The organism is Sandarakinorhabdus sp. (genome assembly GCF_040398665.1).
Classification (GTDB): Bacteria; Pseudomonadota; Alphaproteobacteria; order Sphingomonadales; family Sphingomonadaceae; genus Sandarakinorhabdus.
Genome location: NZ_JBBATQ010000001.1, coordinates 128858 through 152937, shown reverse-complemented (window position 1 = coordinate 152937; position 24080 = coordinate 128858). Strand labels below are relative to the sequence as shown.

The following is a 24080-nucleotide window of genomic DNA, read 5'->3' as shown; positions in this document are numbered from 1 at the left end:
CGGTTTCGGAGAACGATTGCGGAACATAGCCGCCGCCACCGGCAAGCTCAAGCGCGGTCGGGAAGCCGCGCGATCACCAGCGCCACCACCACCAGCGCCGCGCCGGCCAGTTCCCATGGCCCCGGCACTTCGCCAAAGCGGATGGCGCCGACACCGGCGCTGATCGCCGGTTGCACCAGCAGCGACAGGCCGATCACCAGCGGCGGCAGATGCCGCACCGCATAGACGATCAGGCCCTGGCCGATCACCTGGCTGCCGATCGCCAGCCCCAGCACCGGCGTCCAATCCTGTGGCCAGAAAGCGCTGGCGCCGCCTCCAGCCGGGGACGAATCGAAGAACATGGCCAATGGCGCGAGGCAGACCGCGCCGGCAAAGGTCGCCAGCGCCAGCGCCGGCAGGGCGGCCACCACGCCGCGCACCTTTTCGATGGCCACCAGATAGATGGTGTAGAACAGGGCGGCGGCCAGGCACAGAAGATCGCCGGCCAGATGCTGCGGCGACAGTTCGGCGCTGCGCCCGAGCAGCAGCGCCATGCCGGCCGCCGCCACACCCAGCGCCAGGGCTTGCGGCCGGCCCAGACGTTGTCGCAGTGCCACCAGCCCATAGAGCGGCAACAGGAAGGTCGCGGCATTGGCCAGCAGGGTCGAATTGGCGAGCGTGGTGCGCATGATGCCCAGGTGCCACACCGCCAGATCGCCAGCGAAGGCGAAGCCGGCCAATCCGGCCAGCCACAGGCTGCCCGGGCCCGGCAAGGCCACGCTGCCTTTTCCGCCGACCACCCGCGCCAGGATCAGCAGCAGCGGTGCCGCCAGTGCCATCCGCCAGAAGGCCGAAGCCATCGGCCCGACATCGGCCAGCCGCACCAGCAGCGGCCCGAACGCCAGGCACGCCGATCCGGTGACCATTGCCGGGAATGCCCAGCGAGCCGGTGCGACAGAAGGGGCGGGCGGGATCACGCGGGCTCGCTTAGGCGCTTTGCCGGCGCGCGCAAAGGTTTGCGCGCGGCAGCGCATCCCGCTGTCCGAAAAAGACCGCATCGCAGTGCCGATTGCGCATGACCGATCCTGCGAGCCGCGAGAGGCCCATTCTGGCGAATGGCTCACGCCAGCCGGGCGGTTTTCTGGCCGGCGGGTGAGGGGCGTGCCGGGTCGCGCAACATTGACAGTTTCGGGCGTGGGCCGCATAAGACGACCAGATTTGTCCACTTTGCTTGAGGCTGCCTGAACCTCGTGATCCGACTCACCAATCTTGCCGATTATGCCGTCGTCGTGATGGCTGCGGCGGCGCGTGAGCCGGAGATGAAGTTTTCGGCAGCGCGGGTTGCGGAGCTGACCGGCATTCCGGCGCCGACCGTGGCGAAACTGATGGGCACGCTGGCGCGCGGCGGCCTGTTGAGCGCGTCGCGGGGCGTGGCCGGCGGCTTCATGCTGGCGCGGACAGCCGATGCCATCAGCGTTGCGGAAATTGTCGAAGCGGTCGATGGCCCGATCGCCCTGACCAGCTGCGCCGGCAATGATGTGCATGATTGCGCCATGGAAGGCCATTGCGCCATCCGGGGCCATTGGCCGCCGATCAACCGGGCGGTGCGCGGCGCGCTTGCCGCGGTGACACTGGCCCAACTTGTGCTGCCCCCCATTTCGGAGGCACCGGTGCCCGTCGCACCGCAGGCCGCGTTGGCCGACTGACCATCAAGAGTGTTCTGATCATGTCTGAAGATGCCACTGCCGACAGCCTCACCGCTGTCATCGATGCACCCGCACCGGTGCAGGATGCCCCTGTTCAAGACGCTGCTGCTCGCGCGGCGGTCGAGGATCTGGCGTCTTACAAATGGGGCTTCACCTCGGACGTCGAATCGGAAATGGCGCCCAAGGGCCTGAATGAAGACACGGTGCGCTATATCTCCGCCAAGAAGGGCGAGCCCGAATGGCTGCTCGATTGGCGGCTGAAGGCGTTCGCGCGCTGGCAGACGATGGAAAGCCCGGATTGGGCCAAGCTGAACATCGCGCCGATCGATTACCAGGACGCGTACTACTACGCCGCGCCCAAGGCCAAGCCGACCCTGGCGTCGCTTGATGAACTCGATCCCGAAATCCGCCGGGCCTATGAAAAGCTCGGCATTCCGATCGAGGAGCAGAAGATGCTGGCCGGCGTCGAAGGCGCACGCCGCATCGCGGTCGATGCGGTGTTCGACAGCGTGTCGGTCGCCACCACCTTCCGCGCCGAACTGGAAAAGGCCGGCGTCATCTTCCGTTCGATCAGCGAGGCGGTGAAGGAATTTCCCGATCTGGTGAAGACGTGGCTGGGCAGTGTGGTGCCGGTGCAGGACAATTATTTTGCCTGCCTGAACTGTGCGGTCTTTTCTGATGGCACGTTCGTGTACATCCCGCTGGGCGTGCGCTGCCCGATGGAGCTGAGCACCTATTTCCGCATCAACGCCGCCAACACCGGCCAGTTCGAACGCACTTTGATCATCGCCGACAAGGGCAGCTATGTCTCCTATCTGGAAGGCTGCACCGCGCCGATGCGCGATGAGAATCAGTTGCACGCTGCGGTGGTGGAACTGGTCGCGCTCGATGATGCCGAGATCAAGTACAGCACGGTGCAGAACTGGTATCCCGGCGATGCCGAGGGCAAGGGCGGCATCTATAATTTCGTCACCAAGCGCGCCAACTGCCTGGGGAAGAACAGCAAGGTGAGCTGGACGCAGGTCGAAACCGGCAGCGCCATCACCTGGAAATATCCGTCGTGCGTGCTGTCGGGCGAAAACAGCGTCGGCGAATTCTATTCGGTGGCGGTCACCAACAATTGCCAGCAGGCCGATACCGGCACCAAGATGATCCACCTTGGCAAGGGCTCGCGCTCCACGATTGTGTCCAAGGGCATCACCGCCGGGCGCAGCAATGGCACTTATCGCGGCCTGGTGCGCATCGCCGCCACGGCCGAAGGCGCGCGCAACCACACCCAGTGCGATTCGCTGCTGCTGGGCAGCAACTGTGGCGCCCACACCGTGCCCTATATCGAAGTGCGCAACCCGTCGGCGACGCTGGAGCATGAGGCGACCACGTCGAAGATCAGCGACGATCAGCTCTTCTATGCCCAGTCGCGCGGGCTCGATACCGAGGCGGCGGTCGGCCTGATCGTCAACGGCTTCTGCCGCGAGGTGTTGCAGCAACTGCCGATGGAATTCGCGGTCGAGGCGCAGAAATTGCTGGGCCTCAGCCTGGAAGGCAGCGTCGGATGAGGCTGGCGCTTGCCTGCATCCCGCTGCTGCTCGCCGCCTGCGATACGGCGGCGCCGCGTGTCGATCCCAAGGGCCAGATCCTGCGCGCCGAGCTTGACCGGATGACGCGGGCATATACCGCCTGCGTCGACAAGAATGTGGCTGCTGCCGACGTGTCGAATGACCCGGCTGGCAGCATTGCCATCGCAGCGGTGAAGGCCTGCAAGCCGCTGCGGGGTGCGCTGAAGTTGAAGGTCGCTTCGTTCGACCGCTTCGGCCATCCGCAGCACAGTGCCGACCAGGCCGACATCGTCGCCGAAGCCAGTGTCGGCGTGATCGAGAAAGATTTGCGCGAACAGGCGGTGGTCACCATCGTCAAGCGTCAGAATATGGACCGTTGAACATGCTCGTCATCGACAATCTCTGCGCCGAAATCGACGGCAAGCAAATCCTGAAGGGCCTGAGCCTGACGGTCGAGGCCGGCAGCGTGCACGCCATCATGGGGCCGAATGGCGCCGGCAAATCCACCCTGTCCTATGTGCTGGCCGGCCGTGATGGCTATGAGGTGACCGGCGGCAGCGTGACGTTCCGTGGCCAGGATCTGCTCAGCCTGGCCCCGCACGAACGCGCGACGGCCGGCATGTTCCTGGGCCTGCAATATCCGGTGGAAATCCCCGGCGTGTCCAACCTGCTGTTCCTGCGCACGGCCTTGAACGCGCAGCGCACATTGCGCGGCGAACCCGAAGCCTCGGGCGCCGAGTTCATGAAGCTGGCCAAGGCCGCCGCCGAACAACTCGGCCTGCCGTTCGACATGATGAAACGCGCCGTGAACCAGGGCTTTTCCGGCGGCGAGAAGAAGCGCAACGAAATGGTGCAGATGCACATCCTGCAGCCCTGGTTCGCGGTGCTGGATGAAACCGATTCGGGCCTCGACATCGATGCGCTGCGGGTGGTTTCGGATGGCATCAACGCCCTGCGCGGGCCGGACCGCGCCGCGCTGCTGATCACCCATTATCAGCGCCTGCTGGATTATGTCGTGCCCGATCAGATCCATGTGCTGATGGATGGCCGCATCGTGCAGTCGGGCGGCCCGGAACTGGCGCACAAGCTGGAGGCGGAAGGCTATTCCGCGATCGCGGCATGAGTGCCCTTCCGACCCGCAAGGATGAGGCCTGGCGCTACAGCGATCTCGTTGCGGTCGCCCGCCACTGGCCGGTTGCGGTCGAAACGATCGACGTGCCGGCCGGCGCGACGCACAGCGACATCATCCGCGCGGCGGACGAGGGCATTCGTCACCTGGCCATCACCATCGGCGCCGGCGGGGCCTGCCGGCTGACCATCCTCGACGCTGGCCGCAGCTATGGCCGCATCGCGATCGACGTGACGCTGCACGACGGCGCGGATTTCCAACTGGGCGCCATCCTGATCGGCCGCGGTGAACAGAAGATCGAACTGGTGACCACCGTCCGCCATATCGGCGTCGCGGCCACCAGCCGCCAGATCGTGCGCGCCGTGGCTGGCGGCACCGCGACCACCTCCTATCTGGGCCAGGTCGCCGTGGCGCGCACCGGGCAGAAGACCGACGCCAGCCAGTCGTTCAAGGCGCTGCTGCTCAATCGCGGCGCGACCGCCAATGCCAAGCCGGAGCTGGAAATCTTCGCCGACGATGTGAAATGCGCCCACGGCGCCACGGTCGGCGAGATTGATGCGGGCGCGCTCTTCTACCTGACCAGTCGCGGCGTGCCGCCGGTGCAAGCCCGCGCGCTGCTGACGCGGGCCTTCCTGTCCGATGCGCTCGATGGCCTCGATGAGGCCACCACCGAGGCGCTGGATGCCGAAATCACGGCTATTCTTGAGGCGTCATCATGACGGTCGCCCAAACGTCTTCCCTCCCGCTCGCGGGAGGGGTCGACTCGCCGCAGGCGAGCGGGGGTGGGTTCGCGCTGGCAAGCCCCACCCCCGGCCCCTCCCGCGAGCGGGCGGGGCGCAGCTTGCTCGATTTGAAAGCAGATTTCCCCGGCATGGTGGGTGACTGGGCCTATCTCGATACCGCCGCCACCGCGCAGAAGCCGCAGGTCGTGATCGATGCCATCGCGCGCTGCTATGGCCCGGATTATGCCACCGTGCATCGCGGTGTTTACGAACGCTCCGCCACCATGACGCTGCGCTTTGAAGCGGCGCGCGCCACCGTCGCCCGCTTCATCGGCGCGGCCACCGACGAGATCGTGTTCGTGCGCGGCGCCACCGAAGGCATCAATCTGGTCGCGCAAAGCTGGGGCCAGCGCCTGAACGCCGGCGATCGCATCCTGATTTCCGCGCTGGAACATCACAGCAATATCGTGCCCTGGCAGATGCTGCGGGATCGCACCGGGATCATCATCGATTTGGCGCCGCTCACCGCTGATGGCCGCATCGACGAAGCTGCGTTGATTGCCATGATCCGGCCGGAAACGCGGCTGGTCGCCATCGCGCATGTGTCGAATGTGCTCGGCGGCGTGGCCGATGTGCGCCGCCTTGCCGATGCCGCCCATGCCGCGGGGGCCTTGCTGCTGGTCGATGGCTGCCAGGCCGCGCCGCGGCTGGCGCTTGATGTGGCGGCGCTGGATTGCGATTTTTACGTGATGTCCGGCCACAAGCTTTATGGCCCGACGGGCATCGGCGTGTTGTGGGCGCGCGCCGAGATTCTGGATTCGATGCCGCCGTGGCAAGGCGGCGGCGCGATGATCGAAACCGTGACCTTCGAAGCCACCAGCTATGCGCCGCCGCCCGGCCGCTTCGAAGCCGGCACCCCGCATATCGAAGGCGTGATCGGCCTGGCCGCCGCCATCGATTATGTGACCGGCATCGGCATCGAGCGCATCCACGCCCATGAAGCCGCACTGGTCAAACAGGCGCGCGCGGCCTTGTCGGGCCTCAACTCCATCCACCTGCTCGGCCCGGAAGACAGCGCCGGCATCCTCAGCTTCACCATGGCGGGGGTGCATCCGCACGACATCGGCACCATATTGGATGACGCCGGCGTCGCCATTCGCGCCGGCCATCATTGTGCGCAACCGTTGATGGGCGTTCTGGGCGTGCCCGCCACCGCCCGCGCCAGTTTCGGCCTGTACAACAGTGCCGAAGATGTCGACCGGCTGGTTGCCGGCCTCACCCGCGTCACCCGCATCTTTGGGATCACGAAATGACCGAACGTCGCTTTGCCGTGGAAGAAGTCACCGAAGCCGCCCCCGTGCCCAAGGCGCCGCCGCTGCGGGCCGTTGCCGAGGCGGAGGCGGCCGCCGCACCGCGCCAGCCCGATTATCTCGACGGCTTCCTGAACCCGCAGCCCGAACCGGCCGAAGCCCCGGTTGGCGGTATCGTGGAAGACGTGGTCGCTGCACTGCGCCAGATCCACGATCCCGAAATCCCGGTGAACATCTATGATCTCGGCCTGATCTATGGCGTGGAGGTCGACAACGGCCATGCCGTGGTGACGATGACATTGACCACGCCGAGCTGCCCGGTTGCCGAATCGATGCCCGGCGAGGTCGAAATCCGCGTCTGTGCCGTGCCCGGCATCCAGAGCTGCGATGTGAACCTGGTGTGGGATCCGGCCTGGGATCCCGGCAAGATGACTGACGAAGCCAAGCTCGAAATGGGAATGTTGTGATGGAAACCACCACGCCCGAGCGCGTCAGCGCGACCACTGCTGCCATCCGCCGCCCACGCCCCGCCCCGGTGATCGTCACCGACGGCGCATCGGATCGCATCGCCGCCATCCTGGCCGGCGCGCCGGCCGATGCCATCGGTGTGCGCCTGTCCACCCCGCGCCGCGGCTGTTCGGGCCTGGCCTATGATCTGGCCTATATCACCGCCGCCAAGCCCGGCGACGAGCGCATCGACACGCCGGGCGGCACCTTGTTCATCGATGGCGCCAGCCTGATGTATCTGATCGGCAGCACCATGGACTGGCGCGAGGATGATTTCTCTGCCGGCTTCGTGTTCAACAACCCCAATGCCAAGGGGGCGTGCGGCTGCGGCGAGAGTTTCACCGTTTAGAATGCGTTGCTCTGATTCCCTCCCCCTTGCGGGGAGGGCGACTCAGCTCCAGCCGAGCGGGGTGGGGGAACCCCGCCTGTTGTCACCAAGGGCGCAACCCCCACCCCGCTCGCGCCAAGGGGCGCGAGTCGCCCTCCCCGCAAGGGGGAGGGAGTTGGGTGCTTCACAACAGTAGCGTACACTTTCCTGCCAAGCACATTGCCTGAGACGCCGGCCCGCGCCATGCTGTCCGCATGCGCACCCTTCTCCCGCTCCTCGCCCTGCTCGCAACCCCGGCCCTCGCCAAGCCCGATGCCGATACCCGCGCCTGGCTCGCCCGCACCGCGGAACTGAGCAGTGATGCGATGGAGGGCCGCGATGCCGGCAGCCCCGGCCATGCGCGCGGCATCGATCTGGTCGAAACCTGGTTCAAGGCCGCCCGGCTGCAACCCGCTGGCGAGAATGGCAGCTTCCGCCAGACGGTGCCGCTGCACGAAGTGCGGGTCACCAGCGCCGATATGCGCGTCGTCGCCCTGGATGGCAGCGCCGCGTCGTTGAAATTCCTGCACGATGTCACGCCGCGCCCGGCCACCGATCTGCCGGCCACCTTGTCCGGCGCGATGCGATTTGCCGGCTATTGCAGCAAGGCCGAAGCCGGCCCCGAACTGAGCGGCAAGATCGCCGTCTGCTACGGCACCCGCCGCTCTGGCCGCGCCGCAGCGGCGGAGCGGCTGGCAGCGGTGACAGCGGCGGGTGCCATCGCGCTGCTGACCATTGATGATGGGGCCTTCACCATCGAACCGCCACGCTGGCCGGATGCCTATGCGCGCAGCGTGGCGCATGAGGGCACGGCGCTGCCAACCGGCCTGCCGCAGTTCCGGGTGAATGGTGCGGCGCTCAGCCTGCTGATCGCCGGGTCGCAGCGGCTGGCCGCCGCCATCCTCACCGATGCCGGCCTGCACCGCGATCTGGAAAGCTTCGATATCCCCGGTCGCTTTGAAGCCAGGCTGACGACGGCGCAGCGCAGCTTCACCAGCCAGCAATTGATCGGCCTGCTGCCGGGCACCGATCCGGCCAGGGCGAGCGAATTTCTGCTGCTTGGCGCGCACATCGATGGCTATGGCTTTGGCGAGCCGGTCAATGGCGATGGGCTGTACAACGGCACGCTGGATGATGCCGGCTATGTCGCGCTGCTCAGCCAGTTGGCGACGCGGCGCAAGGGCAAGGGTTTTGCCCGGCCGCTGCTGTTCGCGGCGTGGACGGCGGAGGAAAAGGGCCTGCTCGGCGCGCGCTGGTGGCTGAAGCAGCCAACCGTGCCGAAGGCGCAGATCGCCGGCGTGATCAACCTCGATCAATTGCGCCCGCTGTTCCCGCTGAAGGCGCTGACCCTGCACGGTCTGGGCCAGAACACGCTGGCCGATACCGCCAAATCGGTGGCGGAAGGCCTGAAGATCGAAATCCGCCCCGATCGCGAACCCGAACGCAATCTGATCCGCCGCGTCGATTCATGGCCGTTCATGGAAGCCGGCATCCCGGCGGTGAACTTCATCTTCGCCTACAACCCGCGGACTGAAGAAGAACGCATCTACCGCGACTGGTACAACCGCCGTTACCACCGCCCGCAGGACGACATCAGCACGCCGATGGACTTGCAAGCCGCACAGGATTTCAACCTTTTCTATTACACGCTGGTGGAAACGGCCGCGAATGCGGCGGCGCGGCCGGTGATGAAGGCGGGCCAGTGATCGGCGCGTTCTGACGTCACTCGTTCAACCCGGCAGGCCGCCCGTCTGGCGCAGCGCTTCGCCGGTGGCCAGTGCCGCCGACAGGGCGAGGTTCATCGATCGCACGCCGCTGCGCATCGGCAGGCGCACGCGGGCGTCGCAGGCGGCGGCGATGTCGGTGGGGACGCCAGCGCTTTCCTTGCCGAACAGCAGGATATCGTCGGGCATGTATTGGAAATCATAGGCCGATTGGCTGGCCTTGGTGGTGAACAGGATCAGGCGGCTTGTGCCGATGCTGGCGCGGAACGCCGCGAAATCCCGGTGCCGCGCGATGCTGACATGATCGATATAATCCATCGCGACGCGGCGGACGCGGGCATCATCCCACACGAAGCCCAGCGGCTCGATCAGATCGACCGGCGTGCCGAGGCAGGCGCCCAGCCGCAGGACGGCGCCGACATTGCCGGCGATCTCCGGTTCGAACAGGGCGATGCGCATCAGCCGGCTTATTCCCCGGGACGGTAGCTCCGCTCCGTGTGGCCCTGCAACTGCGCGTCGGTGAAATAGACCGGGCGCAGATCATGCGTCGCATAACGCACCGCCTGATCGAGGAAATGCGGCGACGTCACCTCGCCGCGGAGGCCGCCGGCATGCACCGCCCGCGCCTCTGGCCCATCCTTGCCGAAGCGCACCACCGCCACGAACGAATTGCCCGAATCGCCATACCAGCGCTTCGTGCCTTCGCGCGGCCGGGCGGCAAAGCTCGGCAGGCTGCCCCAATTGCCGCTGGAAAAACCGACCGGCACCGAAGCCAGCCGATCATCATAGCTTTGCGCGATGTTTGCGGTCAGCCGCTGATAGCGGTTGATCTGCCCCCACGGCACATCCCAGCCGCCGAATTCGCGCGCCAGCCGATCGACCGCCGCGGTCAACCCTGCCAATTTCTCTGCCCCGCTGGTCTTCCCGGCCAGATAGGGCACGATCGCCACCTCTGCCGCCTTCGCGGCCGGGCCATGCACCTTCACCATTTCCGCGCCCCAGAAATTGGCCAGCGACGTCGCCACCGACGCCTCGCCGCTGCGATAATCCCAGGCCTTCAGCGCCGCCACCGGCGCCGCCAGCCGCGCCTTCAGGGCATCACCGGCCGGCAGGGCTTCCCACGCCGCCACCACAGCGGGCAGCGTATCGGCAAAGCCGGTGAGATAAGTGTCATAGGCGGTCGTCGTCAGGCTGGAGAGGTCAAACTTGCGATCCCCCGAAAGCAGGCGCAGCGCATTGGGTCCGCGCGGATTCTCTCCGGCACTGTCCATATAGGGCGCAAAATCAGCCTGTTTCTTGCTGTCCGGCCCCGCCGCCGTCCACGGCCAGTTGTTCACATTGAACACAAAGCCGCTCTTCGGGTTGGCCACGCTCGGCAACTGATCGAGGCTGTGCTCGCCCTGCCAGTCCGTTGCCGGGTCGCTGCCGTCCACCGGCTTCGTCCAGTCGAACTTCGGCGCGCGCACCGGCACGAACTGCGGATGGAGATAGGCGATCTCGCCCTTGTCGCTGGCAAACAGCGTCGCGTTCGAGCTGTTTGCGTGCCGCTCCGCCACCTTCAGATAGCTCGCCAGATCACTGGTCTTGGTGCGCAGGAAGCTCTGCTCCAGCGCCTTCACCGGCCGGTGCATCAACTGCACGGCAATCCACTTGCCATTTTCGCCGCGCACCACCGGGCCCTGGTGGGACCGCCAGGTGGTGAAGCTGCGCACCGCCCGGCTGCCATCGGCGGCGCGATACGGCACATCGATGCGCTTTTCGATCAGCGGCCGCCATTGGCTGCCGAACATATAGGCAAATTTGCCGCCGCGCTTTTCCACCGTCAGCGCATATTCATCGACATTGTCCACGCCCGACGTGGTGTGCATCCAGCCGACATGGCGGTTGAAGCCCTGATAGACGAAAAACTGCCCCCAGGTGCTGGCGCCATAGACATCAAGGCCCTGGCCGCTTTCCACCTTGGCTTCGGATCGGAAATAGAAGCTGGTGTGCGGATTGATCAGCAGCAGCGCATCGCCCGATGTGCTGCGCGTCGGCCCCAGTGCCATGCCGTTGGAACCGCCCGGCTCCTCCAGTTGACGCCCGGCCTCGATATCGGTCTGCGCCACCTTTTGCCCGGTGTAGAAGCCCTGCAACTGCGGCAGGCTGATGCTCTCGATATCGCCGCCGATGCTGCCTTCGGAAAAGCTCAGCGCCATCCACGGCTCGAAATGCGTGATCACCCGCGGTTTCACATCGGGGTGGGTGGCCAGATAATAGTTCAATCCATCCGCCCACGCCGCACTCACCGCCTTCAACCAGCCGGGCGCGGCGGCATATTGCGCCTTCAGTTCAGCGGGATCGATGAACAATTTCATGCGCAGATCGCGCCAGATCGCGGCTTCGCCCTCTGTTTCGGCCAGCCGGCCCTGCGCATTGATGAAATTCGTCTCCACCCGGTTGAAGTCATCCTCCGCCTGGGCATAGATCATGCCGAACACCGCATCGGCGTCGGTCTTGCCCTTGATGTGCGGGATGCCGAAATCATCGCGGGTGATGGTGACAGCGGCCTTGCGCTGCTCCCATCGGTCGGTTTCCGGCGAGGCCAGGGCCGGGGCAGCGAGGAATGTGGTGAGGAGGAGCGCGCGCAGGATCATGGCGCAACGCTACTCAGCCGATCCGTCTTCGGCAAGAGCGCAAGGCCGCCCGCGCTCACCAAGGCTGCGCCGGCCAGATACCAGCCGACCGCGCCGATGCCGTAACTGCTGGCCAGCGCCTGGCCGATGACCGGCGTGAGGCCGCCGCCGATGATGCCGCCCATGTTGAAGGCGACGCTGGCCCCGGTGTAGCGCACCCGCGCCGGGAACAGGCCGGGCAGGAAGGCGCCGAGCGGGCCGTAGACAAAGCCCATCACGAACAGCCCGAGCGCGAGGAAGGCGAACACGCCCACCGCACCGGCCTGCATCAGCGGCCCCATCGCGGCGCCGACGCCGATGCTGGCGATGCTGCCCCACAACAGCACCGCCCGTGCGCTGGTGCGATCGGACAGCCAGCCGGCCACCAAGATGCCGCCCGCCAGAAACAGGATGGCGCCCAGTTGCAGTTGCAGGAATTCGCCGCGGCTGTAGCCCAGCGCGGTGGTGCCATAGCCGAGCGCAAAGGCGGTGCAGATGTAGAAGATCGCAAAGCAGGTGACGGCCGCCGCGATGCCGCACAAGGTGGCGCGGCCGTGGTGGCGGATCAGCTCGGCCAGCGGCACATTTGGCGGCTTTTCATGCCGTGTCATCGCGGCGAAGGCCGGGGTTTCCAATATGTTCAGCCGCACCCACAGCCCGATGCCGACCAGCAGGATCGATCCGGCAAACGGCAGCCGCCAGCCCCATTCGCGAAAACTGCCGTCATCCAGCCACAGGCCCAGCGCGAGGAACAGGCCATTGGCGGCGATGAAGCCGACCGGCGCGCCCAATTGCGGGAACATGCCATAACGGCCGCGCCAACCCGGCGGGGCATTTTCCACCGCCAGCAGCGCCGCGCCGCCCCACTCGCCGCCCAAACCAAAGCCCTGGCCAAAGCGCAACAGGCACAACAGCACCGGCGCGGCCACGCCGATGACGGCATAGCCCGGCAGGAAGGTGATGGCGAAGGTCGAACCCCCCATCAGCACCAGCGAGGCGACCAACGTCGATTTGCGGCCCAGCCGGTCGCCATAATGGCCGAACACCAGCGCGCCGATCGGCCGGGCGACGAAGGCCACGGCAAAGCTGGCGAAGGACAGCAGCAGTTGCAGATCGGGGTTGTCGGACGGGAAGAACAGCGGCCCGAACACCAGCGCGGCGGCCGTGGCGTAGATGTAGAAATCATAGAATTCGACCGCGGTGCCGACCAGGCTGGCGGTGAGGATGCGGGCGGAGGAGGGCTGGTTCACCATGAGAAACGCGTCATCCTGAACTTGTTTCAGGATCCATGGGACGCGTGCCCCATAAAGCCGGCTTTGCGGGGCACGCGTCCCATGGATGTTGAAACAGGTTCAGCATGACTTGTGCCTTTTTGCGGCTGGCTCTCCCGCTCACAGCCACGGCGCTTTCGCATCCAGCGCCAGCATCGCTTCGGGCGTGTTGCGTTGGCTGACGATCGCCCACTGCGCGCCCTTCACCATCACTTCGGGCACCAGTGGCCGCGAGTTGTAGGTGCTGGCCATGGTGGCGCCATAGGCCCCCGCGGTCATGAAGGCGACCAGATCACCCGACCCGACATCCTCCATTTCGCGGTCGGTGGCGAAAGTGTCGCCGGTCTCGCAGATCGGGCCGACCACGGTGGCGACGGTGCGCGTCGCCTTGTGCCGTACCGCCAGAATGTCGTGCCAGGCATTGTACAGCGACGGCCGCAGCAGATCGTTCATCGCGGCATCGACCACGATGAAATGCCGCGACGCGCCTTCCTTGGTCAGGATCACTTCGGACACCAGCACACCGGCATTGCCGACGATCATGCGCCCCGGTTCAAACATCAGCCGCCACGGCCAGCCGGCGGTGGCGCGTGCCACCATTGTGGCATAATCGCCGGGGCTGGGCGGCGGCGGCAGATCACGATTGTAGGGCACACCCAGCCCGCCGCCGACATCGATGCGCTTGATGACATGGCCGGCCGCCTCCAGCGCGCGCGCCAGCTCGCCCAGCTTGCGGATCGTGTCTTCCACCGGGCCAAGATCGGTCAACTGGCTGCCGATATGCGCGGCCAGCCCGACAGGGCGCAGATTGGGATGCGCGGCGGCCTGGGCAAAGGCCGCCGGCAGCCGCTCCCACGGGATGCCGAACTTGGCATCGGCACCGCCGGTGGAGATTTTGGCGTTGGTCTTGGGATCGACCGCCGGGTTGATGCGGATGGCGATTTCCACGATCGCGTTCTGATTGGCCGCCACCTGCGCCAGCATGTCGATTTCGGCTTCGGATTCGACGTTGAACTGCAGGATGCCGGCCGCGATGCCGGCGGCCAGTTCGGCGCGGGTCTTGCCGACGCCGGAAAACACGATGCGCGATGCCGGAATGCCGGCGGCCAGCGCGCGCGCCAGTTCACCGCTCGACACGACATCGGCACCGGCACCCAGCCGCGCCACCGTCGCCAGCACCGCCAGATTGGGGTTGGATTTCACCGCAAACGCCACCAGCGGATCACCTGAACCAAGGCCGGCCACGGCATCGCGGAACACGGTGAAATGGCGTTCGATGGTGGCGCTGCTGTAGCAATAGAAGGGCGTGCCGACGTCGGCAGCCAGCACTTCAAGGCTGACATCCTCGGCATGCATCACGCCTTCACGAAATTGGAAATGGTCCATCTTCGGTCTTCAATCTTCGCGGGGGGGCGGCAGGTTGAACGGATCATTGCCGCGTTCGGGCAGGGCGCCCTGATTGTCATCCACCCGCTGCGGCACCGCCTGCGGATCGATCTTCAGCATTTCCTGCGGGGTGGCAGCGCGCACCTGGGTGGCGGCGCGTTGCGGGGCGGCGCGGCCAGCACGAGGCTCCAACGCGCCCTGCTTGCCGCAGGCCGCAAGCAGCAACAGTGCAGCGAAGGCAGCGCTGCGCCTCACAGACGCCCTCGGGCGGCGGCAATCGCGGCGCGCACATTCGCCGGCGCGGTGCCGCCGAAACTGGTGCGGCTGGCGACGCTGGCTTCGACGCTCAGCACGTCGCGCACGGCCGGCGTGATGCGGGCATCGATGGCGCGCAGCTCGGCATCGGTCAGGCCATTCAGATCGCTGCCCTTGGCTTCGGCCGCCTTCACGCATTTGCCGGTGATCTCGTGCGCTTCGCGGAACGGCACATTGGCGACGCGGACCAGCCAATCGGCGAGATCGGTGGCGGTGGAGAAACCGCTGTTGGCCGCCGCGCGCATCTTCGCCTTGTTGAAGGTCAGCGTCTGCACCATGCCGGTCATGCTGGCCAGGCACAGGCCAAGATCGTCGTGGGCGGCAAACACCGTCACCTTGTCGTCCTGCATGTCCTTGGAATAGGCCAATGGCAGGCCCTTCATCACCACGCTCAGGCGGGTGAAGGCGGCGAGGAACGCCCCCGATTTGGCGCGCACCAGCTCGGCGGCATCCGGGTTGCGCTTTTGCGGCATGATGCTGCTGCCGGTGGACCAGGCATCGGGCAGCGTCACGAAACCATAGGGCTGGCTGGCCCAGATGATGATTTCCTCGGCCAGGCGCGACAGGTGCAGGCCGGTCATGTGGGTCGCGGCCAGATATTCCAGCGCGAAATCCCGGTCCGACACTGAATCTAGGCTGTTGCGCGTCGGGCCGCTGAAGCCCAGCGCCTTTGCCGTCATCTGCCGATCAATCGGGAAGCTGGTGCCGGCCAGCGCCGCGGCGCCCAGCGGGCTTTCGTTCATGCGCACACCCGCATCAGCAAAGCGGCTGCGATCGCGGCCGAGCATTTCGACATAGGCGAGCAGATGGTGGCCCAGCGTCACCGGCTGCGCCACCTGCAAATGGGTGAAGCCGGGCATGATCGTATCGGCATGTTCGTCGGCGCGGGCGAGCAGCGCGGCGATCAGGCTTTTCAGCGCGGCATCGGCTTCGGCGCAGGCGGCCTTCACCCACAGGCGGAAATCCACCGCCACCTGATCGTTGCGGCTGCGCGCGGTGTGCAGCCGGCCCGCGGCGGGGCCGATGATCTCGCGCAGGCGGGTTTCGACATGGAGGTGGATATCCTCCAGCGCCAGATTCTCGACCAGCTTGCCGGCTTCATATTCGGCGGCGATCTGCTGAAGCCCCTTGTCGATGGCGGCGACATCGGCGGCGGAAACGATGCCCTGCTTGCCCAGCATCGCGACATGCGCGCGGCTGCCGGCGATATCCTGGCGCCACAGGCGCTTGTCCACGCCGATGGAGGCGTTGATTTCCTGCATGATCGCCGACGGGCCGGCGCCGAACCGGCCGCCCCACAGGCTGTTTGCCGCGCCGTCACCGCCTGCGGGCGGGGCCAGATCATTGCCATTGCTCATGGTCGCCGCCGATAGGCCATTGCCGCCAGCGCCGCAACCGGCGGCGACGGCGCCGCCCAGTGCGGCCAGTTTCAGTGTGTCGCGGCGCGAGATCGTCATGGCAGTTCCCCCCCTGATGCTGGTGCCGCTGCCAGTGCCACAGCCGCTTGCCGCCTGCCACTGCGCTGTTTATCGGAAACTTGGTGATGTGAAGGAACCGACGATGCGCAAGATGATGCTGATGGCCGCCATGTTGACGCTGGCGGCTTGCGACAAGGCCGAAACCCCCAAGGCTGAAGCGCCCGCGGCTGCCAAGCCCGCCGCCCCTGCGCAGGCCGCCATCAACACCATCGATCGCAGCCACGCCGGCGAACCCGGCCCGGCGGCAGTTGTTTGGGAAATGAAGGGCGGCGCCAAGCAGAGCCTGGCCGATCACAAGGGCATGAAGATGCTGGTCAATCTGTGGGCCACCTGGTGCGCACCGTGCATCGCCGAAATGCCGGCGCTCGACAAATTGGCCGGTGAAGTGCCGGTGATGGTGCTGCCGATTTCGCAGGACATGGAAGGCTGGCAGGCAGTCGACAAATTCTGGGGCAAGAAGTTCAAGAATATCGACAGTGGGCTGGATCAGCCGGGGAGTTTTGCGGAGGCGGTGAAGGCGCGCGGGCTGCCGGTGACGATCCTCTATGACGAGCAGGGCCGCGAGGTGTGGCGCGTGGCGGGGACGCTGGATTGGGAGTCGGCCGAGGTGCGCAAGGCCATCACCGGCTGAGGTCGCCTCACCAGGCGAAACGCGGCTTGCCTTTCACATTTTCATACACGGTCCGACCGCCGACGATGGTGGCCAACACGGCAATGCTGGCGATGCGGTCTGGTGCCACCTGCGCCGGATCATCGGCCAGCATCACGAAATCCGCCCGCTTGCCGGGTGTGATCGATCCGCGCTCAGCCTCTTCGAATTGCAGATAGGCGCTGCCCATGGTGAAGGCATGCAGCGCCTCGTCCGGGGTCAGCCGCTGGTCCGGCCCATAGATCTTGCCGTTGCTCGCCGCCTGCCTGGTGACCAGGCTCTGGATGCGCTCCAGCACCTTGGGCGGGCTCACCGGGTGGTCGGATGTGCCGCCGATGCACACGCCGGCGTTGATCGCGTGACGGTTGGGTTCGATCCAGTCAAAACGCTGGGCGCCGAACGCCTCCAGCTTGGCGCCGTGGTTGAGGATATAGGAGTGCGGCGCCAGGCACACATCCAGCGCCTTGGCGCGGGCGATAATGCCGGGGTTGGTGATGCTGGCATGTTCGATGCGCATCCGGGCGTCGCGGCGCGGCAACTCGGCCGCCACCGTACCAAACGCCGCCAGCACCCGGTCGATCTCGCGGTCGCCATTGGCGTGTACCGCCACCTGCAGGCCAGCGGACTGGGATTTGCGCACCAATGCCAGCAGCCCGGCCGGCTGCAACTTGGGCTCCAGCCCGAAATAATGCGGATCCGTGGCATAAGGTTCGTACAGCAGCGCCGTCTGGCCACTCAGCGAGTTGCCGGCAAAAATCTTGATGGTGCGCATGGTCAGCCCCGGCACTGCCCATTCCGGCTTGGCGCGATTGGCGATCAACCAATCGATCTGGTCGGCGGCCAGCATGGCATAGATCGTCACCGGCAGGCCTTCGCCCAGCAGCGTGCGATACAGCGCCGCCTTATCCGGTCCGATCCCGGCATCGGCAATGCCGGTCAGCCCGTAAGACAGGAAGTTGCGGAATTCCTGGCGATAGCCCTCGGTCTTCACGGCCTCTGGCGTGGAGCGTGATGAAGGCCCAAGCCCCATCACCCGGCCAAACGGCGATTGCGCCGCTTCCAGCACCCGGCCAGTGAAGGCGCCGCTGGCATGGCGTTCAAATTGGCCGCCGGCTGGGTCTGGCGTGGTGCGGGTCACGCCGGCCTCGGCAAAGGCGGCGCTGTTGGCCACCAGGCGGTGCCCGCTGCTATGCATGATGATCACCGGATGGTTCGGTGCTGCCGCGTCAAGCTCGGTCATGGTCGGATGGCCGCCCAGGATATCGTCGCCATAGCCCCGGCCCAGGATCAGCGCGCCGGCCGGCAACAGCGCGGCCTTTGCCTTGATCCGGGCAAAGAATTCTGCCTTGTTGTGAATCCCACCCTCGGCTGACACATCCAGCGTGCCATAGGGCGACATCTCGTCGATCGCTGGGCGCGGATGCATATGGGTATCAATGAAGCCGGGCAGTAGCGTGTGGCCCTCGGCATCGAAGCGCCGAGTCGCCGCGCCCTGCCATTGGGCCATCTCGGCGGTGGTGCCAACGGCAAGGATGCGGCCGTCGCGCACCGCCACCGCCTGCGCTGTCGGCTGCCTGGCATCCATGGTCTTGATCCGGGCATTGGTGATGATCAGATCGGCCGGCATAGGGGCAGGTTGAGCTGCTGCTGGTGCCGCCATCAGGATCGCCGCCAAGCCTATTACCAAACCGATCATCACCCGCCTCCAAGCCACTCTTGAGGACGCGTAGCAGCGCCGTCAGACGCTTTTGTGACGGTGGGATAGTGGCTGACCGCATGCGCGGCCGGCGGCTAAGCCGCCGAGTCCGCTGGGTGGGTTGAAGGAAAGGAAGGAAGAGCGTGGCTGAGCCACGCCGTCGGACGAGTCAAAAAGGGCGGCCTGTTGGGGCCGCCCTTTTCGCTCGCCGTCCGCATTTCGCCGGGTCTGCGCGCGGCACGCGCGCAGCCGGCTCAATGGTTCATCGCGTCAAAAAAGTCCTTGTTGTTCACCGAATCCTTCATCTTATCGAGCAGGAATTCGATCGCATCCGTCGAGCCCATCTGCATCAGAATCCGGCGCAGCACCCACATCTTGGCCAGCGTCGCCTTGTCCACCAGCAATTCTTCCTTGCGGGTGCCGCTCTTGCCGATGTCGATGGCCGGGAACACGCGTTTGTCGGCGATCTTGCGGTCGAGGACGATTTCGCTGTTGCCGGTGCCCTTGAACTCTTCGAAAATCACTTCATCCATGCGGCTGCCGGTGTCGATCAGCGCGGTGGAGATGATGGTGAGGCTGCCACCTTCCTCGATGTTGCGCGCCGCGCCGAAGAAGCGCTTCGGGCGCTGCAGGGCGTTGGCATCGACACCGCCGGTCAGCACCTTGCCGGAGCTTGGCACCACCGTGTTGTAGGCGCGGCCCAGGCGGGTGATATTGTCCAGCAGGATCACCACGTCTTGCTTGTGCTCGACCAGGCGCTTGGCCTTTTCGATCACCATTTCGGCTATCTGCACGTGGCGGGTGGCCGGTTCGTCGAAGGTGGAGGAGATCACCTCGCCCTTCACCGTGCGTTGCATGTCGGTGACTTCTTCCGGGCGCTCGTCGATCAGCAGCACGATCAGGAACACTTCGGGATGGTTCGCCGAGATGCTGCGGGCGATATTCTGCATCATCATCGTCTTGCCGACGCGCGGCGGCGCGACGATCAGGCAGCGCTGCCCCTTGCCCAGCGGCGAGACGATATCGATGACCCGGCCGGTCTTGTCCTTCACCGTGGGGTCGGAGATGTCGAGATTGAGCTTTTCATTGGGATACAGCGGGGTCAGATTGTCGAAATTCACCCGGTGGCGCACGGCTTCGGGATCATCGAAATTGATGTTGGTCACGCGAGTCAGCGCGAAATAGCGCTCGCCGTTCTGGGGCCCCTTGATCTCGCCTTCCACCGTGTCGCCGGTGCGCAGGCCGAAACGGCGCAGGATCTGCGGATTGACATAGATATCATCCGGCCCGGCGAGATAATTGGATTGTGCCGAGCGCAGGAAGCCGAAGCCATCGGGCATCACCTCGATGGTGCCGCTGCCCATCACTTCGGTGCCGGCTTCGGCGGCGGCCTTCAGGATGCCGAAAATGATATCCTGCTTGCGCATGGTGGAGGCGTTTTCGACGCCCATTTCTTCCGCCATGGCAACCAGTTCGGCCGGCGGAGTCTTCTTGAGTTCTTGCAGGTGCATATGTGCACTTCCCTTGGCACGGGCGCTTGGCGGCCGGCAGTGGTGATCAGGGTGGAAGGCCGTTGTCGCACACCAGGACGGGCGCGAGCCTTGCCATTGCCGTAGAGCGCGGCTGCGGCATCGTCAAGCAGGTGCGCGCCTCACCGCTTCTTCACGAACTCCGCGCGCAGCACCAGGCCCTTGATGCCATCATATTTGCAGTCAATTTCCTGCGGGTCGCCGGTCAGCCGGATCGATTTGATCAGCGTGCCGCGGCGCAACGTCTGGCCGGCGCCCTTGACGTCGAGATCCTTGATCAGCGTCACCTGATCGCCATCGGCCAGCAGATTGCCGACGGCATCGCGCACTTCGACCGTGTCGCTGGGCGCGGCGGCGGCCTTCGCGGCGCTGGCTGGCAGCCATTCGCCGCTGGCGTCGTCATAAACATAATCTTCGTCGCTGGTGGGCATCAGGCGATCCTTGGCGGCGGCCCGCTGGCGGTGTTAGCAGGGGTGCGCAACAATTTCGGAGCCGTGCAATGCCAGTGGAAGCCCTGGGCGCCTATGACAAGGACAATATCTTTGCCCGCATCCTGCGCGGCGAAATCCCGTGCAAGCGCGTGCATGAAACGCCCCACGCGCTGGCCTTTCACGACATCAACCCGCAGGCGCCGGTGCATGTGCTGGTGATCCCCAAGGGGCCTTATCGCAGCTGGGCGGATTTTTCCGCAGGCGCGAGCGAAGCGGAGATTGTCGGCTTTGTGCGGGCGGTGGGTGAAGTGGCGAAGCTGCTGGATCTGGAGGCGCCGGGCTATCGCCTGCTGGCCAATGCCGGGCTGGATGCGCATCAGGAGGTGCCGCATCTCCATGTGCATCTGTTCGGCGGGCGGCCGTTGGGGCCGATGCTGGTGCGGTAGCACTTCCCTCTCCCCTTGCGGGAGAGGGCGACCCGGCGCAGCCGAGCGGGGTGAGGGGGTGCTCGGGTGGCCGCGCGGGCAACCCCTCACCCCGGGCCGCCTTCGGCGTCTCTCGCCCTCTCCCGCAAGGGGAGAGGGGTCAGGTGTGCGCCTCACCCATGCGGCGGATGGCGGCGACTTTGCCGTGCAGCGGCGTCCAGTCGTCGCGATCGGCGATCGCGGCCCAAATGGTTTCGACCTCGTCGACCAACATGGTGCACGGCGCGTCGTCGGCCCAGTAATCGTGGGTGGGCGCATCGGTAGCGAAATCGGGGAGCAACTGGATCACGTCGGTAAAGGCGTCGTGCGCATAATGATGATCGGCCGGTGACGGCCCACGCCGCGCGCCGCCGCGCCAATCGAAGAAGAAAAGGTCCGGGTCCATCTGGGTCGCCACCAGCGCGGTCTGGATGGCATCTACCAGCGCCTCGTCGCGCTCCGCCCCCAGCCGCTGCACGCCCAGCCGGCCGAGCACCGCATCGTTCAACGCGGCGCGATAGCGTATCGGATAGGTTTCCAGCGGGCCCTTCAGTTCAGCGATTTCGGCGATCGGGCGCAGCGCATTGGCCAGTTGATAGACATTCCATTGCAGCGCCTCGGCTTGCCGGCCGAAGGCATAGAGGCCGCTGTGATCGAAATAGGCCGCGGTGAAGCCGGCGTCCCAGGCCGGGGCAAAGCGCCAGGGGCCGTAATCGAAACTTTCGCCGGTGATGTTGATATTGTCGGTGTTGAGCACGCCGTGGACGAAGCCGGCGGCCATATACTGCGCCGCCAGCCGCGCAGACCCCTGCACGGCATGATCGATCAGCGCCGCCACCGGGGTCGGGCCGCTGGCCTGTGGGGCCAGGTTGGCCAGGCAATAATCGACCAACCGCGTCAGCCCCTCGCGGTTCTGGTGAAAGGCCTGGCGCTGGAAACTGCCATAGCGGATGTGGCTGTGGTTCAGGCGCACCAGCACCGCTGCGCGGGTTGGCGAGGGTTCATCGTTGCGCATCAGACGCTCGCCGGTTTCGATCACGCTGAAGGTGCGGCTGGTGTTCACCCCCAGCGCTTCGAGCATTTCGGTGGCGAGGATTTCGCGCACCGCGCCCTTCAGCGTCAGGCGGCCATCGCCGGCGCGGCTCCAGGGCGTGGTGCCGCTGCCCTTGGTGCCCAGGTCCATCAGCCGGCCGGCATCATCGCGCATCTGTGCAAACAGGAAACCGCGGCCGTCGCCGAGATCGGGATTGTAGGTGCGGAACTGGTGGCCGTGATAGCGCAGCGCCAGCGGCTGCGGCAGGCTGCCGGGCAGGGGCGTGAAGCGGCCGAAATGCGCCAGCCACTGCCCGTCGCTGAGGCCCGCCAGGCCCACACTGGCGGCGGCGCGATCGTTGCGGAAACGCAGCATGGTTTGCGGGAAGGCCGCCGCTTCGACCGGATCGAAGAAATCGGCCCCAAGCGACAGGATGGCGGTTTCAGGCTGAACGTCGATCATGCCTGCAACTTATGGGCACAGCCGCGCGGTCAATCCACCACGTAATTGCAGGCGGCGCGGACGAACCGCACGGTTTCCCGCTCGATACGGTCGGCTTCTTCGGGAGTCGGTGCGCAAAGCCACAGATCGATGGCATCGCCGACGACATGGTGGGTGAAGCTGGCGGCGAGATCGACCTCCACGCCGGTGATCCCGCGTTTGGCCACGGCCGCCTGCATCTGCAGATTGATCCAGGCCACGGTGGCGGTCTTGGCGGCGTGGTAGAAGGGTTCGGCATCGGGATTGCTGGCCATGGCGGCTTTCGGGCCGGTGCAATCGGCGCAATCGCGATCCATGCCTTCCCACATCAGATTGTCGCGGCAGAATCGCAGCACGCGCGGGATGATGATGCCGGGTTCCAGATCTTCAAGGGCATAGCCGGCTTCCATCGCGGCGATCATCATTTCGCCGTGGCGGCGGCCAAGCTCTTCGAGAAGCGCCTTTTTCGAGCCGAAATGATAGAAGATGGAACCTTCCGACACGTCGGCTTCGCGGGCGATGTCGGCGGTGCCGGTGTTGGCAAAGCCCTGGCGCGAAAACAGCATATGGGCGGCAGCCAGCACGCGCGCCCTGGTTTCGCCGGGATCATAGCGCCGCGCCCGCATGTCGGGCGCGCGGGGTGCGGGGGCAGCCGCCGCGTTGCGGCCAGCCGAGCGGCCAGACGATGGACGTGATTCAAAAGCGCGCGTTGCCACGATCGTTGTTCTTCCTTACCCCCACGGTAATGGCTTCCTATAGCGCGGCAGTTGAGTCAGAGTCAAAACCATGGCGTCCGCTGTTGTCTCGTCTCGATTGATGCCGGCCGCCGGCTGGCAGCCCGGCCATGTCTGGTCGCCAGACAATGTGCGCCTGTGCTGGCATGATCATCTGGCACCAACCGTGCCGGATGGGCGCCCTGCTCTGCTGTGCCTGCCGGGCCTGACCCGCAATGCCAGCGATTTTGGCCATCTTGGCGACCGTTTGGGCGCCGATTGGCGCATCATCGCCGTCGATCTGCGCGGGCGCGGCGAATCGGGCTGGGCGCGTGATTCGCTGTCCTATGTCTCGCTCACCTATCTGCGCGATCTGTCGCTGCTGATCGAAGCGGCCGGGGTGCAGCGCTTCGTGGCGCTCGGCTCGTCGCTGGGCGGCCTGCTGGCGCTGCGGCTGACGACGGCGCACCGCGCGGCGATGGCCGGCGTGATCCTGAACGACATCGGCCCCACCATCGAGGCCGAGGGTCTGGCGCGGCTGCGCGCCAATGTCGGGCGCAGCGGCAACTGGCCGACGTGGGTGCACGCGGCGCGTGATCTGGGCGCGCGCAACGCCGCCGTCTACCCCGATTGGGGGCTGCATGACTGGCTGGCCTTTGCCAAGCGGCTGTGCCGGATCAGCGCGCAGGGGCGCATCATCCTCGATCATGATCCGCGCATCGCCGAACCGTTCCGTTTGCCGCATGGCGATGCCGGCGCCGATGATTGGGCGGCGTTCGACAGCCTGGCCGGGATGCCGGTGCTGTCGATCCGCGCCGAACGATCCGATGTGCTGTCGGCCGCGACGCAAAGCCAGATGGCGCGGCGGCTGCCGGGCCTGCGCTGTGTGACGGTGCCGGGCGTCGGCCACCCGCCGACGCTGGCCGAACCGGCCGTGGCGGCGGCGTTGAGCGCATTTCTGGATGGAATCGCATGAAACAG

24 protein-coding genes are annotated in these 24080 nt (G+C 66.0%); 12 read left to right on the top strand and 12 right to left on the bottom strand.

Going from position 1 to position 24080, the window contains the following annotated elements; all coding sequences use genetic code 11:
• Positions 1-47: 47 nt before the first annotated feature.
• Positions 48-956 carry a DMT family transporter gene (locus tag ABWP22_RS00700; RefSeq protein ID WP_353198004.1) on the bottom strand — a complete coding sequence of 303 codons (909 nt, stop codon included), beginning with the start codon at positions 954-956 and terminating at the stop codon, positions 48-50.
• Positions 957-1229: 273 nt separating this feature from the next.
• On the opposite strand from ABWP22_RS00700, the gene ABWP22_RS00695 reads away from it, so the two are divergent.
• From ABWP22_RS00695 to ABWP22_RS00655, 9 genes are all read left to right on the top strand, one after another.
• Positions 1230-1685, top strand: a complete 456-nt coding sequence (locus ABWP22_RS00695; protein WP_353198003.1) for an SUF system Fe-S cluster assembly regulator — start codon at positions 1230-1232, stop codon at positions 1683-1685.
• 20 nt (positions 1686-1705) lie between these two features.
• Complete coding sequence (gene sufB / locus ABWP22_RS00690) at positions 1706-3241, top strand: Fe-S cluster assembly protein SufB (RefSeq protein WP_353198002.1); 1536 nt, start codon at positions 1706-1708, stop codon at positions 3239-3241.
• Entirely contained in the window at positions 3238-3621 is a 384-nt protein-coding gene (locus tag ABWP22_RS00685) for a hypothetical protein (RefSeq protein ID WP_353198001.1), read from the top strand. Before sufB ends, ABWP22_RS00685 begins: the two co-directional genes overlap by 4 nt.
• A gap of 2 nt (positions 3622-3623) precedes the next feature.
• A complete protein-coding gene (gene sufC, locus ABWP22_RS00680) occupies positions 3624-4364 on the top strand; it encodes a Fe-S cluster assembly ATPase SufC (RefSeq protein ID WP_353198000.1) in 741 nt (246 codons plus the stop codon).
• Positions 4361-5089 carry a SufD family Fe-S cluster assembly protein gene (locus tag ABWP22_RS00675; protein WP_353197999.1) on the top strand — a complete coding sequence of 243 codons (729 nt, stop codon included), beginning with the start codon at positions 4361-4363 and terminating at the stop codon, positions 5087-5089. Before sufC ends, ABWP22_RS00675 begins: the two co-directional genes overlap by 4 nt.
• 152 nt (positions 5090-5241) lie before the next feature.
• Positions 5242-6405: a cysteine desulfurase gene (locus ABWP22_RS00670; RefSeq protein WP_353198406.1), complete on the top strand. Its 1164-nt coding sequence runs from the start codon at positions 5242-5244 to the stop codon at positions 6403-6405.
• Positions 6402-6869: an iron-sulfur cluster assembly protein gene (locus tag ABWP22_RS00665; protein ID WP_353197998.1), complete on the top strand. Its 468-nt coding sequence runs from the start codon at positions 6402-6404 to the stop codon at positions 6867-6869. The genes ABWP22_RS00670 and ABWP22_RS00665 overlap by 4 nt, the downstream gene beginning before the upstream one ends.
• A complete protein-coding gene (locus ABWP22_RS00660) occupies positions 6869-7258 on the top strand; it encodes a HesB/IscA family protein (RefSeq protein WP_353197997.1) in 390 nt (129 codons plus the stop codon). Before ABWP22_RS00665 ends, ABWP22_RS00660 begins: the two co-directional genes overlap by 1 nt.
• A 233-nt stretch (positions 7259-7491) precedes the next feature.
• Positions 7492-8982, top strand: coding sequence for a M28 family peptidase (locus ABWP22_RS00655; RefSeq protein ID WP_353197996.1), 1491 nt, complete (start codon positions 7492-7494; stop codon positions 8980-8982).
• A 24-nt stretch (positions 8983-9006) separates the two neighbouring features.
• Here ABWP22_RS00655 and ABWP22_RS00650 read toward each other — a convergent pair whose 3' ends face one another.
• The 6 genes from ABWP22_RS00650 to argH all read right to left on the bottom strand — a co-directional run bounded on the left by ABWP22_RS00650 (position 9007) and on the right by argH (position 15984).
• Positions 9007-9459 (bottom strand): tRNA (cytidine(34)-2'-O)-methyltransferase, encoded by a 453-nt coding sequence (locus tag ABWP22_RS00650; RefSeq protein ID WP_353197995.1) that lies wholly within the window; start codon positions 9457-9459, stop codon positions 9007-9009.
• Between the two features lie 8 nt (positions 9460-9467).
• The gene (locus ABWP22_RS00645; protein ID WP_353197994.1) at positions 9468-11636 is read right to left on the bottom strand and encodes a penicillin acylase family protein; all 2169 of its coding nucleotides are present in this window, start codon (positions 11634-11636) and stop codon (positions 9468-9470) included.
• Positions 11633-12907 carry an MFS transporter gene (locus ABWP22_RS00640; RefSeq protein ID WP_353197993.1) on the bottom strand — a complete coding sequence of 425 codons (1275 nt, stop codon included), beginning with the start codon at positions 12905-12907 and terminating at the stop codon, positions 11633-11635. Before ABWP22_RS00640 ends, ABWP22_RS00645 begins: the two co-directional genes overlap by 4 nt.
• A gap of 138 nt (positions 12908-13045) precedes the next feature.
• Complete coding sequence (lysA, locus tag ABWP22_RS00635; protein WP_353197992.1) at positions 13046-14311, bottom strand: diaminopimelate decarboxylase; 1266 nt, start codon at positions 14309-14311, stop codon at positions 13046-13048.
• Between the two features lie 9 nt (positions 14312-14320).
• The gene (locus tag ABWP22_RS00630; RefSeq protein ID WP_353197991.1) at positions 14321-14566 is read right to left on the bottom strand and encodes a hypothetical protein; all 246 of its coding nucleotides are present in this window, start codon (positions 14564-14566) and stop codon (positions 14321-14323) included.
• Positions 14563-15984 carry an argininosuccinate lyase gene (argH, locus tag ABWP22_RS00625; protein WP_353198405.1) on the bottom strand — a complete coding sequence of 474 codons (1422 nt, stop codon included), beginning with the start codon at positions 15982-15984 and terminating at the stop codon, positions 14563-14565. Before argH ends, ABWP22_RS00630 begins: the two co-directional genes overlap by 4 nt.
• Positions 15985-16081: 97 nt before the next feature.
• On the opposite strand from argH, the gene ABWP22_RS00620 reads away from it, so the two are divergent.
• Entirely contained in the window at positions 16082-16735 is a 654-nt protein-coding gene (locus tag ABWP22_RS00620) for a TlpA family protein disulfide reductase (protein WP_353197990.1), read from the top strand.
• A gap of 7 nt (positions 16736-16742) precedes the next feature.
• On the opposite strand, the gene ABWP22_RS00615 is transcribed toward ABWP22_RS00620, so the two are convergent.
• From ABWP22_RS00615 to ABWP22_RS00605, 3 genes are all read right to left on the bottom strand, one after another.
• The gene (locus ABWP22_RS00615; protein ID WP_353197989.1) at positions 16743-18380 is read right to left on the bottom strand and encodes an amidohydrolase; all 1638 of its coding nucleotides are present in this window, start codon (positions 18378-18380) and stop codon (positions 16743-16745) included.
• Between the two features lie 323 nt (positions 18381-18703).
• A complete protein-coding gene (rho, locus tag ABWP22_RS00610) occupies positions 18704-19960 on the bottom strand; it encodes a transcription termination factor Rho (protein ID WP_353197988.1) in 1257 nt (418 codons plus the stop codon).
• A gap of 140 nt (positions 19961-20100) precedes the next feature.
• Complete coding sequence (locus ABWP22_RS00605) at positions 20101-20409, bottom strand: alkylphosphonate utilization protein (RefSeq protein ID WP_353197987.1); 309 nt, start codon at positions 20407-20409, stop codon at positions 20101-20103.
• A gap of 68 nt (positions 20410-20477) precedes the next feature.
• Here ABWP22_RS00605 and ABWP22_RS00600 point away from each other — a divergent pair, with 68 nt between their 5' ends.
• The gene (locus tag ABWP22_RS00600; RefSeq protein ID WP_353197986.1) at positions 20478-20855 is read left to right on the top strand and encodes a histidine triad nucleotide-binding protein; all 378 of its coding nucleotides are present in this window, start codon (positions 20478-20480) and stop codon (positions 20853-20855) included.
• Positions 20856-20994: 139 nt separating this feature from the next.
• Here the strand turns inward: ABWP22_RS00600 and ABWP22_RS00595 are convergent, their stop codons facing one another.
• Positions 20995-22368 (bottom strand): protein adenylyltransferase SelO family protein, encoded by a 1374-nt coding sequence (locus ABWP22_RS00595; RefSeq protein ID WP_353197985.1) that lies wholly within the window; start codon positions 22366-22368, stop codon positions 20995-20997.
• A 29-nt stretch (positions 22369-22397) separates the two neighbouring features.
• Entirely contained in the window at positions 22398-23102 is a 705-nt protein-coding gene (locus ABWP22_RS00590; RefSeq protein WP_353197984.1) for a TetR/AcrR family transcriptional regulator, read from the bottom strand.
• A gap of 70 nt (positions 23103-23172) precedes the next feature.
• On the opposite strand from ABWP22_RS00590, the gene ABWP22_RS00585 reads away from it, so the two are divergent.
• Positions 23173-24075 (top strand): alpha/beta fold hydrolase, encoded by a 903-nt coding sequence (locus ABWP22_RS00585; protein WP_353197983.1) that lies wholly within the window; start codon positions 23173-23175, stop codon positions 24073-24075.
• The last annotated feature ends 5 nt before the right edge of the window (positions 24076-24080 follow it).

Bases quoted from the DNA above. Each gene is read 5' to 3' on its own strand.
- sufB (WP_353198002.1), top strand. From the start codon at position 1,706: ATGTCTGAAGATGCCACTGCCGACAGCCTCACCGCTGTCATCGATGCA.
- ABWP22_RS00685 (WP_353198001.1), top strand. From the start codon at position 3,238: ATGAGGCTGGCGCTTGCCTGCATCCCGCTGCTGCTCGCCGCCTGCGAT.
- sufC (WP_353198000.1), top strand. From the start codon at position 3,624: ATGCTCGTCATCGACAATCTCTGCGCCGAAATCGACGGCAAGCAAATC.
- ABWP22_RS00675 (WP_353197999.1), top strand. From the start codon at position 4,361: ATGAGTGCCCTTCCGACCCGCAAGGATGAGGCCTGGCGCTACAGCGAT.
- ABWP22_RS00670 (WP_353198406.1), top strand. From the start codon at position 5,242: ATGGTGGGTGACTGGGCCTATCTCGATACCGCCGCCACCGCGCAGAAG.
- ABWP22_RS00665 (WP_353197998.1), top strand. From the start codon at position 6,402: ATGACCGAACGTCGCTTTGCCGTGGAAGAAGTCACCGAAGCCGCCCCC.
- ABWP22_RS00660 (WP_353197997.1), top strand. From the start codon at position 6,869: ATGGAAACCACCACGCCCGAGCGCGTCAGCGCGACCACTGCTGCCATC.
- ABWP22_RS00655 (WP_353197996.1), top strand. From the start codon at position 7,492: ATGCGCACCCTTCTCCCGCTCCTCGCCCTGCTCGCAACCCCGGCCCTC.
- ABWP22_RS00650 (WP_353197995.1), bottom strand. From the start codon at position 9,459: ATGCGCATCGCCCTGTTCGAACCGGAGATCGCCGGCAATGTCGGCGCC.
- ABWP22_RS00645 (WP_353197994.1), bottom strand. From the start codon at position 11,636: ATGATCCTGCGCGCGCTCCTCCTCACCACATTCCTCGCTGCCCCGGCC.
- ABWP22_RS00640 (WP_353197993.1), bottom strand. From the start codon at position 12,907: ATGGTGAACCAGCCCTCCTCCGCCCGCATCCTCACCGCCAGCCTGGTC.
- lysA (WP_353197992.1), bottom strand. From the start codon at position 14,311: ATGGACCATTTCCAATTTCGTGAAGGCGTGATGCATGCCGAGGATGTC.
- argH (WP_353198405.1), bottom strand. From the start codon at position 15,984: ATGAGCAATGGCAATGATCTGGCCCCGCCCGCAGGCGGTGACGGCGCG.
- ABWP22_RS00620 (WP_353197990.1), top strand. From the start codon at position 16,082: ATGGCAGTTCCCCCCCTGATGCTGGTGCCGCTGCCAGTGCCACAGCCG.
- ABWP22_RS00615 (WP_353197989.1), bottom strand. From the start codon at position 18,380: ATGCCGGCCGATCTGATCATCACCAATGCCCGGATCAAGACCATGGAT.
- rho (WP_353197988.1), bottom strand. From the start codon at position 19,960: ATGCACCTGCAAGAACTCAAGAAGACTCCGCCGGCCGAACTGGTTGCC.
- ABWP22_RS00605 (WP_353197987.1), bottom strand. From the start codon at position 20,409: ATGCCCACCAGCGACGAAGATTATGTTTATGACGACGCCAGCGGCGAA.
- ABWP22_RS00600 (WP_353197986.1), top strand. From the start codon at position 20,478: ATGCCAGTGGAAGCCCTGGGCGCCTATGACAAGGACAATATCTTTGCC.
- ABWP22_RS00595 (WP_353197985.1), bottom strand. From the start codon at position 22,368: ATGATCGACGTTCAGCCTGAAACCGCCATCCTGTCGCTTGGGGCCGAT.
- ABWP22_RS00585 (WP_353197983.1), top strand. From the start codon at position 23,173: ATGGCGTCCGCTGTTGTCTCGTCTCGATTGATGCCGGCCGCCGGCTGG.